General features: G+C 55.3%; 12 protein-coding genes. 7 read left to right on the top strand and 5 right to left on the bottom strand.

Going from position 1 to position 14,237, the window contains the following annotated elements; translation table 11 throughout:
* Positions 1-794: 794 nt before the first annotated feature.
* Together ACAW75_RS16920 and ACAW75_RS16915 are read left to right on the top strand one after the other, a co-directional pair.
* The gene (locus ACAW75_RS16920) at positions 795-1,139 is read left to right on the top strand and encodes a PadR family transcriptional regulator (protein WP_370729926.1); all 345 of its coding nucleotides are present in this window, start codon (positions 795-797) and stop codon (positions 1,137-1,139) included.
* Positions 1,094-1,588 (top strand): permease prefix domain 2-containing transporter, encoded by a 495-nt coding sequence (locus tag ACAW75_RS16915; RefSeq protein ID WP_370729925.1) that lies wholly within the window; start codon positions 1,094-1,096, stop codon positions 1,586-1,588. Before ACAW75_RS16920 ends, ACAW75_RS16915 begins: the two co-directional genes overlap by 46 nt.
* A gap of 142 nt (positions 1,589-1,730) precedes the next feature.
* Here the strand turns inward: ACAW75_RS16915 and ACAW75_RS16910 are convergent, their stop codons facing one another.
* Complete coding sequence (locus ACAW75_RS16910; RefSeq protein ID WP_370729924.1) at positions 1,731-2,345, bottom strand: response regulator; 615 nt, start codon at positions 2,343-2,345, stop codon at positions 1,731-1,733.
* Positions 2,338-4,320 (bottom strand): ATP-binding protein, encoded by a 1,983-nt coding sequence (locus tag ACAW75_RS16905; RefSeq protein WP_370729923.1) that lies wholly within the window; start codon positions 4,318-4,320, stop codon positions 2,338-2,340. Before ACAW75_RS16905 ends, ACAW75_RS16910 begins: the two co-directional genes overlap by 8 nt.
* A 135-nt stretch (positions 4,321-4,455) precedes the next feature.
* Between ACAW75_RS16905 and ACAW75_RS16900 the strand changes: the two genes are divergently transcribed.
* Genes ACAW75_RS16900 through ACAW75_RS16890 form a run of 3 tightly spaced genes read left to right on the top strand, consistent with a single transcriptional unit; the run spans position 4,456 to position 7,217 of the window.
* Entirely contained in the window at positions 4,456-4,926 is a 471-nt protein-coding gene (locus tag ACAW75_RS16900) for a hypothetical protein (RefSeq protein WP_370729922.1), read from the top strand.
* Positions 4,923-6,164, top strand: coding sequence for a hypothetical protein (locus ACAW75_RS16895; protein WP_370729921.1), 1,242 nt, complete (start codon positions 4,923-4,925; stop codon positions 6,162-6,164). The genes ACAW75_RS16900 and ACAW75_RS16895 overlap by 4 nt, the downstream gene beginning before the upstream one ends.
* A 33-nt stretch (positions 6,165-6,197) precedes the next feature.
* Positions 6,198-7,217, top strand: a complete 1,020-nt coding sequence (locus ACAW75_RS16890) for an OmpA family protein (protein WP_370729920.1) — start codon at positions 6,198-6,200, stop codon at positions 7,215-7,217.
* 24 nt (positions 7,218-7,241) lie between these two features.
* On the opposite strand, the gene ACAW75_RS16885 is transcribed toward ACAW75_RS16890, so the two are convergent.
* The 3 genes from ACAW75_RS16885 to ACAW75_RS16875 form a co-directional block, all read right to left on the bottom strand.
* A complete protein-coding gene (locus ACAW75_RS16885) occupies positions 7,242-10,028 on the bottom strand; it encodes an outer membrane beta-barrel protein (protein ID WP_370729919.1) in 2,787 nt (928 codons plus the stop codon).
* Positions 10,029-10,092: 64 nt separating this feature from the next.
* Positions 10,093-10,884: a hypothetical protein gene (locus ACAW75_RS16880; protein WP_370729918.1), complete on the bottom strand. Its 792-nt coding sequence runs from the start codon at positions 10,882-10,884 to the stop codon at positions 10,093-10,095.
* Between the two features lie 68 nt (positions 10,885-10,952).
* Complete coding sequence (locus tag ACAW75_RS16875; RefSeq protein WP_370729917.1) at positions 10,953-11,729, bottom strand: hypothetical protein; 777 nt, start codon at positions 11,727-11,729, stop codon at positions 10,953-10,955.
* A 230-nt stretch (positions 11,730-11,959) separates the two neighbouring features.
* On the opposite strand from ACAW75_RS16875, the gene ACAW75_RS16870 reads away from it, so the two are divergent.
* Complete coding sequence (locus ACAW75_RS16870) at positions 11,960-13,408, top strand: sensor histidine kinase (RefSeq protein WP_370729916.1); 1,449 nt, start codon at positions 11,960-11,962, stop codon at positions 13,406-13,408.
* 57 nt (positions 13,409-13,465) lie between these two features.
* Positions 13,466-14,152, top strand: a complete 687-nt coding sequence (locus tag ACAW75_RS16865) for a response regulator transcription factor (RefSeq protein ID WP_370729915.1) — start codon at positions 13,466-13,468, stop codon at positions 14,150-14,152.
* The last annotated feature ends 85 nt before the right edge of the window (positions 14,153-14,237 follow it).

Raw genomic sequence — 14,237 nt, 5'->3', positions numbered from 1 at the left:
ATCCCGTCAGGCCCCCAATATCGGCAGCACCCCCGTCCCGTCAGGGACCCAACATCGGTAGAAAATGGGGGTCCGGTTCATGTAAACCCGTCCCGTTAGGGACCCAACATCGGTAGAAAATGGGTGACAGGGCCGTACAAACCCGTCCCGTCAGGGACCCAACATCGGTAGAGAAGCTAGGGCCGTGTAAATACGTCCCGGTAGGGACATAACATCGGTAGAAAAGCCAGACCCGTATAAATCCGTCCCGTCAGGGACATAACATCGGTAGAGAAGCCAGACCCGTACAAACCCGTCCCGTCAGGGACACAATGTTGGTAGAAAATGGGTGGCAGGGCCGTGTAAATACGTCCCGGTAGGGACATAACATCGGTAGAAAAGCCCGACCCGTGTAAACCCGTCCCGTCAGGGACATAACATCGGTAGAGAAGCCCGACCCGTGTAAACCCGTCCCGTCAGGGACACAATATCGGTTTAGGGTTACCGATGTTATGTCCCTGCCGGGACGGGTTTTCATGAACCGGACCCCCATTTTCTACCAATGTTATGTCCCTAACGGGACGGGTTTACACGGCCCTGTCACCCATTTTTCTACCAATTTTATGTCCCTGACGGGACGGGGATGCTACCAATGTTATGTCCCTGACGGGACGTGAAAACGTACATCGACTGTCTACAAACGGACAGTGCCGATGGGCGCTTTGGGGCTATAAAGCGCCTTTTGTGGCTCTGTGGACCTCTGGCTGGATGTGGCACTGCATTTGATCAGCAAAAGTGGAGCTAATCACTGGGGCATGAAACGGACCTGTCTGGGGGAATTTGAAGAGGTGGTACTCCTGACGGCGGCTGTGCTGGCGCGGCAGGATCAGGCCTACGAGGTGGCCATCACCCACGCGATCAACGAACAGAGTGGCCGGTCCGTCCGGCTGAATCAGATCCATGCCGCCCTGCAGCGGCTGGAAGCCAAAGGCATGGTTAGCTCACAGCTGGGCGACCCCACGGCCGAGCGCGGTGGGCGGCGCAAGCGGCTGTTCAGTGTGACGGCCTACGGGCAGGGCACCTTGCAGGAGATCCAGACCGTGCGGACCACTTTATGGGACCGGTTACAGGCGCCGCTTACCCCCGTTCTGAGTATATAAACCCCAACCTGACCCCGCCGCGCGCTGCCGATCAACTGGTGTCGTGGTTTGTAGCACCGCACCGACGCGAAGAAGTGCTGGGCGATCTGCACGAGGAGTTTGGCTACCAGGTCGAGCGTATCGGCGAAAGTCGGGCTCGCTGGCGCTACTGGTGGGATGTGCTGGGTTTTTTCAAGCCCCGTTTCGTTCGCCGCCCTAAACCAACCTATTCATTTTCCAACACGACCGACATGCTGCGTAATTATCTGAAAATCGCCTTCCGAAATCTGGTCAAGTACAGACTTTTCTCCCTGATAAATATGTTGGGGTTAAGCCTCGCTATTCCTTCAGCGTTAATGGCCTTGATTCAGATTGTAAACTATTATGAGTACGCTAATTTTCACCATGATAGTGATAGGTATTGCGCTGGGGGCTGTGGGCTATTTTTCCTGGAGAGCCGCCCAAACTAACCCTGCGCGAACACTGAAGGCAGAGTAAAAGCCAGGTTACAATCGACTGGGGGATTGGCCTCCGGTTGGCAAGGTGCCGTTTGGTCCATCGTAGACGCCACAGGCATGGGCGCTAACGTATAAGGACCCTGCACAGCATTCATCAAATCAGCTTATTGGTCATAGCCAGTTTGATCAGTTGGGCGGTGTTCTGCACATCGTACTTGGCCAGCATGTTTTTCCGGTGACTGCTGACCGTGCTGACATCGACAAAGAGCTGGTCGGCAATCTGCTGGTTGGTCAGACCGTCGGCGATCTTTACCAGGATCTCGCGCTCCCGCCGGGTTAGCACCGGCAGGTTCAGCGCGTCTGGTTTCGTGAGGGTCATGGAGGCCGACAGACTGAAATACGTCTTATGCTGCATGACCGCTTTGATGGCGTCGACGATCTCATACTGGGCCGCGTCTTTCAGAATATAGCCGCTGGCCCCGTTGTCGATCATTTTTCTAATGATGCCCTTTTCGTTGTTGATGCTGAGGGCCAGGATGTGAACGGCTGGGTACGTTGCCTTCACCTGTTTGCACAGGTCCAGCCCATTGCTGTCGGGCAGGTTAATATCCAGTACGATCACGTCCGGGTGCTGACGCTGAAGCGTCGTCAGCAGGTCGCGGCCGGTGTCAACAACGCCCAGGCAGTTGATGTCTTTCTCACGGGCAAAGATGGCTTTCAGGCCTTCCGAAACGAGGGGGTGATCCTCGACAACGAGTAGGTTAATCATGGCTCAGCGGAATTTCGATGTAATACGAACACCCCTTACCCGGTTCGGTCTGGAGATCAACGGTGCCTTTAAGGTAATTGATCCGGTGATATACATTCTGAATGCCCATGCTACGACGCTCATTCACCTGGTTGGGATCAAATCCCAGACCGTTGTCTTCCACGGTCAGGTTGATCTGACCCGCCTTGGCCATGATCTGCACCAGCACGTCGGTCGCCTGCGCATGCCGGACAATGTTGGTTGTCAATTCCTGCACCACGCGGTAGATACTGGTTTTGTAGAGGTTGTCGAGCTCGACCGTATCAAGCCCGAAGGTCTGGTATGTAAACGCGATGGCCGAGTTTTCGGTCAGGGTCTGAATGTAATCCCGAAGGGCGTCTGCGAGACTCAGCCTGGCCAGACTCTCAGGCATCATGTTGTGCGACACCCGACGTAGCTCCGCGAGCGATGCATCCAGCAGGGTCATGCTTCGTTCGAACGCCAGCGCGTTGTCTTCCGACAGGATAAAGGTCTGTTTCATGGCTTGAAATGAATATTTAACGCTGGACAAAATGCCGCCGAGGCCATCGTGCAGGTCTTTGGCCAGTCGGCTCCGTTCGTCTTCCTGCCCTTTCAGAATGGCATGGCTGGCCAGCAACTGCTTTTCACTTTCCAGCTGCCGAACAGTTTGTTCGTGTAACGCCTTCTCCTGCCGACGAACTTTCGCCCGGTTACGCATCCAGAGCGCAAAGAACAGCAGCGCACCAGCCAGCACCACGACCGAAAAGACCAGTAGGCTCACCTGCCGTTTTCGGGCCTGGTTTTCGAGCGAAAGCTGTTGGAGGGCGGCCTCTTTCTTTTCGGTTTCGTATTGGGTAGCCAGCTCCCGGGTGGTTTTCACGATGGTACTGTTCAGACTGAGCTCGCGTAGTGAATCGGCCAGTTGAAAATAGCGGCTGGCCTGTTGCGGGTTGCGCCTGTCGGCCAGCAGGAGCCGGCCATAGTGGGCGTAATACGTTTGGAGATGCTCGTTGCCGACCGACGGGCGAGCGTCGGCCAGCGCCTTGTCGATGTGCATGAGCGCGTCAGCAAACTGTTTTTGGTAATAATAGCCCACCGAAAGCCAGTAGTGGGCACGCGCCGTCCGGTCGGGCGATTGCAGGTTTGGGCTCAACTGGTTCAGCGCCTGTGCGTGGGGAAGAATCGCCTGATAGCGGGCCATGTCCAGATCATGCCGACAGTTGTTTTCCAGGGCATCGGCCAGGGCAACCGTGTCGTTTAGCTTTTTGGCCAGGGCCACAACTTGTCGACTGGTCGCATTGGCTTCATCGCGCCGGTGCAGTTTCCAGAGAATCGCCTCTTTATTAATCAGATGGCTCAGGTAAAACCCGTCTTCATACGCCCGGCTGATGGCGATGGCCTGATTGATGTACGTCAGCGCCGTTTCGGGCTTGTCTGTCTTCATGAAGATCGAACTCAGGTTGTTGTACACGTTCGCGACCTTGACGCTGTCCTGGAACAGCTCGAAAAGACGCAGTGATTTGAAATAATAGATCGTTGCGGAGTCGAGTCGCTGCATAAACCCGAAGGTGTTGCCCATGTTCTCATACATGATCCCTTCGCGCAGGGGGTCTTTCCGGGCCCGGCTCAGCGCAACCCCCTGCCGGAGCAGGGCCAGGCAGCGGTCGTACTGCCCTTCCAGATTCAGCAGTTCACCTTCGCTCGAATAGTACCGGACAATGCCCCGCACAAAGCCCAGCTTCTGGCTCAGGACATAGCCATCGTGGTAGTAGCGCCGGGCCGTTTTGATGTCGTTGTAGGCATACTCGTCGCCAAGTTTATTCAGCAGCTTCACGCGGTTGGTGTCGGGGCGGGAAGTGGCCAGCTTTTGTAATAAGGCGGCTACATCACCGGTCTGCGCCCGTACACCCGCGCAACACCCACCAAAAATCAGTATGGAGCAAGTGAAAACCAGGCGACGGGCAGTCAACGTCATGAGCTGTGGATGAGGGGTGAAATGATGAGTCAAAAAAAGGACTTTTACCGCAATAAAAATTCCCCCTTTTGGGGGAAATAAAATGGCTGCCGGCGCTATACTTTTGACCCGTTACCCAATCATCCACAATCGATTATGAAAACAGCAGTTATCAGTTGGCTCCTGCTTTTTGGGGTTTGCTCAGGCACCTACGGGCAGTTAACGACCCTGTTCCCGACCGCCACGGCAGGCTACAAACCGGTGGGTAAACCTGACTGCACGTCGATGAACATGGCCGGCGTGCCTCCCATGAACACCTGTTCACAAACGTACACCAACGGCAAACTCACCATCACGGTGTCCATCACGGAGTACCCCAAAGGCAACCCAGCCATGGTTGATTACGGCGCACTCGGCAATAAGCAGGGCGATGACCCGTCGGCAGGCGCGTATACCTACGAAAAACTGGCGGTTGGGCGGGCAACAGGCAGCGTCACGTTCATGAAGCAGTCGAAAATGGCCACGGCCTCGCTCACTGTGGGCAACACTCTGCTACTGGATGTAAGCGGCGCTAACCAGCCTGGTGGTGAAGCCGTGAAAGCGCTTGCCAAAGCACTGAAGTTATGAAAACGCTGCTTGTGCTGGCCATCGGTTGCCTGGCGTCGACTGCCGGTTATGGGCAGGAGGGACGCCCGGCATTAGCCGCCGAAACTGCCGAAGACGAACGGGTCAAAACGATCATTCAAAAAGCGCTGCCACACGACCTGCCCGACTGGCGGGTCGATGACGAATCGAAGCTGGCTGGTGTGACCTGGTTTCATGATGGCGGTGCGGCGGTGAAATACCCCTTTTCGCACGGCTTTTCTATTCGGTATGTCCGCCAGAATGTGAGCGAAGCCGAGAAAGAGAAATGGCGCAAGATCGCCGTCGATGTGGCGGGCATTCAGCAGATGCAGGATGAGACGGAATGCGACATCAAGGTCTATGTGAACAGTTTCGGAAGCCGCCTGGAGACCGATGGTGTGGCCAAACATAGCCTGGTTCCGCCTTTCGAGCTGGCATTGGTAGGCTTACACGAAAGCCGGCTGGCGATGGGCGCTGGCTGGAAACTGACCAAGACGGACCTTGGCGACCAGCAGACCGCCTATTCGCTGGCAGCCCCTCTGAGTCGCGCCGTACCGATGACCCAGATTCAGACGGTACTCCTGGCGGTTAAAGGATCGCCCGCCGTACTCGATTATTTTCTGAAGCATATTGACCTGACGGCGCTGGGTACGTTGGTCGGTCAGCAGAAAATGAATCGGTCAGCAGCAACCACTTCGGTGGACAAAGTGGCCGAAAAGCCATTGAGTCAACCAACAGCGGGTGTCAACGAAATAGCGTTTACCCTCGACGGGGGCGATTTCCAGCATCGGCTCATCCGGCTGAAGCATTCGGCCTTCGGTGAGTTCGGGTACCTGCGCAATAATCATCCCGATCCAACTGTCACCGACAATGCCGTGACGCGCATTCTGATGCAGGAAGACGACGATTTTAAAACGAAAAACAAGAGCGGCTTTCTGGATATTACCATCCCGTTTATCCGAAAAACGGGTGATTTTCAGGTGTTTCCAGGTGCCGGGAAAGCGTCGTTTACAGGTGGTATCAATTGCTGGGAGGGGTGCGAATACAGTTTCACCGCCGATGGCCTGACGGTCAGCATAACCCGATACGACCCCGTTGGCGGGTTCATCGAAGGTACGTTCACGGGCGCGGTCAACGTGGTCTACAAGGCCAATCAGCCACTCGACAACGACCAGAAAAAACGACCCGATGCCCAGATCCAGGGGCATTTTAAAGTGCGCCGCCAGGCCGACCGACAGTAGATTTTATCCGTTCACCAATACGAAAAACGAACTATGAAAAAGTACATTATTCTCGGCCTCGCCCTGTTGGCCGGCCAAGGCCTCACTGCTCAGGACATGAAAGCCTACCAGAACTACGACTTTGTGGCGGGTAGCAAAACCATCTTCAGCGATGACTTTCAGGATAGCCAGAACGGCGAGTTCAGCAGCCACTGGAAGCTGAAAGAGGGGCAGGCGGTGGTGACTAAATCGGGCGACGAGAAAGCCTTTTTTATCACCAAATATTACACCAGTCTGGCCCCGAGAGTAAAAACACCCGCCTACTTGCCCAAAGACTTTACCATCGAATTCGACACGTACCTGGACGCCGCCTACGACTCCAATCCGGGTATCCGCATCAAACTGATGAACGGGGAGGATGCACCCGTATCGATCGAGACGAATCGGGACTATACGATGTTCGTTGGCCCCGAGGGAAAACTGAATGGCGACAATCCAGAGGAAGTCCGGGCTGAAAACTATTTCAATAAATGGATTCACTATGCCATTGCCGTGAAAGGCGGACAGGTGAAAATCTATGTCAATCAGCACCGGGTGCTGACCGTTCCCGAAGTCATGTTCAAGGCCACTTCGCTGGTGGTGCAGGGCGATGCCAGCGAGGGGAAGCCAATGGCCTTCAAGAATTTTAAGCTGGCCGCCGGTGGTGATCAAAACATGATCGGCAAAGCCTTTACCGACGGCAAATACATTTCGCATGGCATCAACTTCGATGTGAACAAGGCGGTGATCAAACCGGCGTCGATGGGCGAAATCAATGCCATTGTCACGATTCTGAAGCAAAACCCGGCGCTCAAATTTGAAGTGGGTGGCCATACGGATGCCGATGGCGACGATGCCAGCAACCTGAAACTGTCGGAAGCCAGGGCCGGGGCCGTGAAAGCGCAACTGGTATCGATGGGTATTGATGCCGGGCGACTGATGACCAAAGGCTACGGCGAAACCAAACCCATCGGCGATAACAAAACGGTGGAAGGCAAAACTGAAAACCGCCGGGTTGAATTCGTGAAAATCTAGGCCGTATGGGGTGAAACAGGTGGTTTATATCCCAAATTTCCGCAGATTATACACAACGCTCACAAGCAGGTACCGACGTAATACCCGGCTTTGTACGTCTTCGATATACGTATCGGTCGTGTTACGGACCAGGCTTCTATTCTGGTTCAGTACGTCGAAAACCTGTAGCCGCAATTCGCCCGTGTCACCTTTGAAGAACTGCTTGGCCAGTGCTAGGTTCCAGAGAGCAAACTGCTGATTGTAGCCCGCAGCCCGGCCGGTTGTGACCGTGTAGGTTAAGTCGCTGGTGAGAACGAAGCGACAGGGAAGCTTCCAGAATAAGTCGGCCGTAGCGTATTGCACCCAGAAAGCGGTGTTCTGCTTCGGGTCGGACCGGCGATCCGGCAACGAATAGGTAGCCTTCTGATACGTCATGTTGAGGCCGATGCCGTATTCCAGCTTATTGCTGAAATTGGCTTGCAGCCGAACACCCTGCCCCACACTGGCATTGTCTGTTTCATTACGTTGATCATTGATGAGACTAACCGCCCGGCTCAGGCCCACATTGGTGGAGAAGGTAAGGCCCAGATTCGCCGGTTGCAGTGTTCGCCCGATAGCCATGGACCCGTTGGCCGACCAAAAGCCGCCCACGTTGATGGGTTGCGTTAGCTGCACACCCGACGGGCTGATCGTCGTGGCGGTAGCCACCCGGTTGCCGCTCTGATTCAGGCTGGTAAAAGCCGAAAAGCTTTTCGTACCCTGGTCTTTAGAAACCGTGTAGCCCAGGATCACGGTATTGTAAAACTCGGGCGCGAGCTGTGGATTTCCGACCCGGACATTGAGCGGATTTGTGTTGTCGACAACGGGCTGCAATTGAGAAAGCGACGGCGCACTCAGGCGGGTTCTGTATTGCAGGCGCAGGTTTCGATTGCCGGAAAAGGTGTACGTGAACAGGGCATTTGGCAACAGATTGAGGTACTGACGGTGCTGACTGGTGTCTGCCGAACGATTATCGAGTTGCAGCTGCGATTGCTGCACGTCGAGGCCAAGGGCAAATTTGTAGCGCAGTCGCTGGTTCTGGTAGGTAGTACCCGCCCGGTGGTAGTCGAATGAGCTACTGAATTGATTGGATAGCGGACGGTTGACGCGATCATAAAGCCCCGTCGTTTCATTCCGGTCGGTAACCAGTCGGTCGGCGCGCTGGCTATTGACCGAATAAGCATACCGAAACTCCAGTTTTTGCGTGAACGACAACGGTTCGGTATACGACAGGGTCAGTGTGTTTTGCCGGTTGTACCCCGTTTGCCGGTTGCGTTGATCCAGCCGGTTCAAAACGGGGGTACTACCCGTGGAATCGTAAAACGTGTTGACCGACTGGTTCAAGGCCTTGGTCTCATCATCTCCCAGCACCGTGTTTAGGTTGACCGACAGGGTACGGCCTTCCCGTCGGAATTTACGCATAAGCAAAAAGTTGTTGTACCCGGCCAGACCATTACCCGCCGACCCGTAGTTGGTTTCGCCGGTATTGACCGGTTGATTTGGTTGACCTGCCAGGCCGGGTAGCGTAGAGCGGCTGGAAAGTCGGCTGGTGTACATCGTCGTTTGCCACGACAGGCTGGGGGTTAGCCGAAGGCTGGTCATGGAATCGAGCTGCCAGTCGAGACGGGCATTGAACCGGTGCGTTACCTGCTGGTGCTGCGCGTCATTCTGCTGATCGGTCGTCAATGAATTACCGGGCAGGATGCTGGCGCGGCGACTCTGCTGATCGGTAGTGGTGATGCCCTGATTCAAGAAATAGCTCGTTGCCATTTCGGCCCGCTGACCCCATTTGTCGCGGTAGTTTACGCCGCCGGCACGTACCTCGATGATGTTGATTGGGGTTTGGCTACCCGGAGCCCCACCACCTTCCAGACCACCCACAAGGGTCGGCCCTTGTGCCCCGCCAGTGCCCAGCGTGAAGTTTTGCTGGTTGAGGTTGTTGGCCTGGCCAATCAGCGAGATCTGGCGCCCCCTGTCAAAGCGGTTCAGGTTTAATTTACCCTGATACCGATTGGCTTCTCCCTCGCGGGACGTACCCAGCCCCACCGAATTCTGGCCGAAATAGCCTCTCCGTTTGTCGCGCTTGAGGGTCAGGTTGATGGTTCGTTCCCGATTGCCATCGTCGATCCCCGAAAACTGCGACTGATCGGACGACTGGTCATACAACTGAACTTTATCGACAATGTCGGCGGGGAGATTACGGGTAGCCATCCGGGGATCATTGCCGAAAAACGGTTTTCCATCGACCAGTATCCGATTGACCGTTTGCCCCTGCGCTTTGATCGTACCGTCGCGACTGACCTCCAGTCCCGGCAGTTTGCGGAGCAGTTCTTCAACAGCGGCATTCTGCTGCGTTTTGAACGACCCCGCGTTGAACTCCAGCGTATCGTGCTTCACGGTGACCGGCGGCCTTTCCTGCCGAACCACCACTTCCTGGAGCTCCTTACGCTGTTCGACCAGCTGAAGAATACCTACGTCGATCACGGGAACGCCTGGCCTGACCACAACCGAGCGGGCGTTGTTTCGATAGCTCAGGAACGTAACCAGCAGCCGATAGGCCCCCGGCGCGATGGTACGCAGCTGAAACTGCCCTTCGCCATCGGTGATGGTCCCCGTTACATAGCTCGAATCGTGGGCCATCATCAGGGAGATTGACGCCTGTGGCAGGGGTTTGCCGGTGGCTGAGTCAACCACCATCCCCTGAATGCTGGATCTGCTGGTACTTCGTTGAGCCAGCAAAGGCCCTGTCGGGCAAACAGCTAGCAGCAGGGAAAGAAGAAAAGAGGAGCGCATAGGGACATACAGCGTATAGGTAGGGGGCGTGGGGATGGGCGATGATCTCCCACGCCCCCTGGGCTCAATTCCGTTCGTTCAGTTGTTGTTGAAACGCAGCGATGGCCTGCTGACGTAGCTCCGCTAATTGGGCAGGCGTTACAACCTGCGCTTTGCCGCTGGGCGTAACCACCGCCGCACCAGGGGTGGTCGTGTCGACTTTCGTCGCTTTGAACTGCTCCCGACTTCCTTCGATAAGCAACACCGTGCCGGTGTCGGGCGTCAACTCATGAATAGGTGAGTAGGTGAGGGGCAATTCGGTGGTTATCCAGACCGTGTAGGTTTCTTTGTTATACGGCACGGTGGCTTTCCGGCAGGTGTAGCCGGCAATCTTTTTGGTCTGGTCGGTTAATTGCCAGCCGCTTACGCGCTGAATGGGCGCTTCGGCCTGGTATAGCCTGGCATCCGCCTTGTTGCCAACGGTTAGCAGCGTGACCTTTTTCTGCCCGACCAGATCCACGAATACCTGCTCCGTAAATGGGCGTTGCACGTTTCTGACCTGCGGAGGGCCGTCGCCTTCCCGAACCCGGATGATAGCCCCCTGCTCATCGCGGCTTTCTGTCGCGTACTGCCCATCGACGCGTACTTGCTGACCAAACATCCGCGTATCGGGAATATCCGTAGGAAAACGGGGGTCGCCCGGCTTAATATCCTCGCCGTTAATATTGATCCGCATACTGGAGGGGTCAATTTTGCGAACTCCTTCATACGTAATCTGACCGGCCCAGGCCGAAGCGGGCGCTGGCTGAGCAAAGGTGGTGTGAACTGGCAGCGTGACTGCTAGATAGCTGACAGCCAGGTAGGTGAGCGCTCTCATAGAGAAGATTATTGGTTTGATTTGATGGCGGTACGTTTATACTATGCTGACACATACGGTGAAGCCTATCAGCCTCCATGCCCCGGACGTCCGTTTCCGTGCTTTTGCATAAAATTGGTGATGGCTTGCTGACGCAGCGTGGGTAACTGGTCCGGGGAAACGGTCTGCGCCTGAACACGGGGCTTGACCACTGATGAATCGAGCGCGGTTTTAGCCACTCTGGTCGCTTTGAATTGCTCCTTGCTTCCTTCAATCAGTAAGACCGTGCCGGTGTCGGGGGTAAGTTCCTGGATGGGCGAGTAGGTGAGGGGCAGTTCAGTGGTTATCCAGACCGTGTAGGTTTCCTTTTTGTACGGCACGGTGGCTTTTCGGCAGGTATAGCCAGCTATTTTCCTGGTCTGATCCGTAAACTGCCAGCCACTTACCCGCGGAATCGGTACTTCGGCCTGGTACACTTTCGCATCTGCCTCGTTGCCGACCGTAAGTATCGTTACTTTTTTCAGTGCCTTCAGGTCCACAAAAAACTGCTCTGTAAACGGACGTCGATTGCCGACGGTCGGCATCACCTGGTAATTGTTGCCGGTGACTTTCGCATACGACCCATGAACCAGTACCCTTTGCTCCGACATGCGGTTTTCGGGCAGGTCTTTAGGCCAGTCCGGGTCGCCGGGGGTCAACAGCTCGCCATTATCACCTTTGATTCGGATCAGCGTCGGGTCGATTTTGTGAACACCTTCGTACATGATCTGGCCAGACCATGTTGCCGTGTCTGTTTGAGCGACGGTAGGCTGCGTTGCCAGAACGACTGGTAAGCAATAGGCCACTACGTGCAGGATTGTTTTCATAAAAATGCCGGTTTGGATTTGCCGTGATGACGGACCACCGTAATGACGGACCACCGTGATGACGGACCACCGTGATGACGGACCACCGTAATGACGGACCATCCAAAGGTCAGGCGGAGTTTTGTAACGCACTGTTACACAGTGTTAAACAGTGTTAACGCTTAATCCAAGACCGCCCGGACGATATAGCTTTGTGTATGAACCGACGCATTCGTTCCATATTTTGGCTGATGACTCTCTGCATCATTGGCATCAATGCGTTTCAGGGTTACTGGCTCTGGGTAACGTATAGGGCTAACAGTCAGCAGTTTAATGGAACAATGCGCGATGCCTTGTTTTCGGTGGTACAACAGCGGCAGCTAGTCGAAGCCAGCCGGTTGTTTGCCAGGCAGGGCAGTAAGGAGCCGCAGCAGCAGGCACGGATGATTATTCGCCAGTTCGATGGCACCACAAACCGGGAACAGATCCGGGTGTTAGTGCGGCGGCCAGCGGGTGCAGTAAACCGAATGCAGAAGCAGCCTCCCCCGGTTCGGGCAATAACCGTAGAAAAAACATATATGGGTGCGCCAGGGACTGATGTATTTGTCTCGCCTGACACGCTTGCCCGCCAAATATCGACTATGCTCCTGCTCGACTGGGCCGAAGGCACCCGGATCAGTCTGCCGAAACTGGGAGCGGCCTACCGCGCCGAGCTGCTTCAGCGGGGGGTAAGCGCTGATTTCGTACTCGATACGGTGAGCGTTCGCCCGGAGAAGCCATCCAGTAAGGCACTGGTTCATCAAGCCACGACGCGCCCTGACCGGAAGGAGCGGCCGCCCGTCATGAACAAGCTGGTAGTGCCCATCAATCCGGTTCGGAACCTGTTTGTGCAGGTTACCTTCGACACCCCGACCTACTATTTGCTGCGTCGAATGGGCTGGTTGCTGGGTAGTTCGGTTATTTTGGTGCTGCTGACCACAGGTAGCTTCCTGTTTATGCTGAGTACGATTCTGCGCCAGAAGAAGCTGTCGGACGTGAAAAATGACTTCATCAACAACATGACGCATGAGCTGAAAACGCCTATTGCTACCGTCGCGGCAGCCGTAGAAGCGTTGCAGCATTTTGGCGCTTTACAGGACCCGAAGAAAACACAGACGTACCTGGCCATCTCGCAAAACAACCTGCAACGATTGTCGGACCTGGTGGAGAAAGTGCTGAACCTGGCCGTCGAAGAAAAGCATGAGCTCGTTCTCCAGCCCGAGCCGGCCAACTTGCTGGCTATCGTGCAGGAGCTCATGGCGGGGCACCAGGTGAAAACGACTAAACCTGTTACGTTCCAGGTCACCATTCCCGCCGATACCGTGGTGACGGTTGATCGTATCCATTTCGCCAATGCCCTGAACAACCTCATCGACAACGCCATCAATTACTCGCGCGAGCAGGTCACTATCCGGCTAACCTTTCAGAAAAACGAGCCGGGCTGGCAGCTGACCGTTGCTGACGATGGGATCGGGATTGCCAAGATCTACCAGTCGGCCATTTTCGACCGGTTCTTCCGTGTGCCAACCGGTAACCTGCACCCGGTCAAAGGCTTTGGGCTGGGACTGGCGTATGTTCGGGAGGTGGTGAAGCGGCATGGTGGGTACGTTACGTTACAGAGCGAACCCGGAAAAGGAAGTGAGTTTGTACTTAACTTTTAACGGGCTGACAGGCGCTTAACCGCGTTGGCGATACGCCTGACATAGGAAACGAAAGGGATGGCTACTGTTTTACTGATCGACGATGAATTGGCCCTGGGGATGATCGTGAAAGACAGCCTTGAGGTGCGTGGCTTTACGGTGTGTTACGCAGCGGATGGCGACGTGGGCCTGACGCTGTTTCGGCAGGCACCCCCCGACATTGTCGTAACCGACGTCATGATGCCGAATGTAGACGGTTTTTCGGTGGCTCACCAGATTCGTCAGACGGATGCGGATATCCCGATTCTGTTTCTGACAGCCCGTTCACAAACGGCCGACGTGGTGCGTGGTTTTGAACTGGGTGGGAATGATTACCTGAAAAAACCCTTTAGCCTGGATGAACTGATTGTTCGGATCAACGCGTTGCTGCGTCGTGCTGTCGGGCCGCGTGCGCATACGCCTGAATCAGCCGAGTGGGTACGTATTGGCCGGTATCAGTTCGATCCGCCCAAGCAGAAACTCTCGCTCGATGGACACGAGACGCTGCTGTCGCACCGTGAAGCCGAATTGCTGCGTCATTTATACGAGCAACGGAATCAGGTACTGGAACGTAACGCCGTCTTGCTGGATCTGTGGGGCGATGACAGTTTTTTCAACGGCCGCAGCCTGGATGTGTTTATCACCAAACTGCGCCGCCACCTCAGTGCCGACCCGAACGTGCAGATTGTCAACGTAAGAGGGGTCGGCTATAAGCTGATTGTGTAGGGGTTTATCAGGCAGTCAGTACTGGGTATCCATTGTAAAAACTGGCGGGGATTCGTTAACCGCCAATGACTGGCAAGGAGAATGG

Source organism: Fibrella arboris (assembly GCF_041321095.1).
Classification (GTDB): domain Bacteria; phylum Bacteroidota; class Bacteroidia; order Cytophagales; family Spirosomataceae; genus Fibrella; species Fibrella arboris.
The sequence above is the reverse complement of the archived record's forward strand: the minus strand, read 5'-3'. Positions and strand labels throughout refer to the sequence as shown.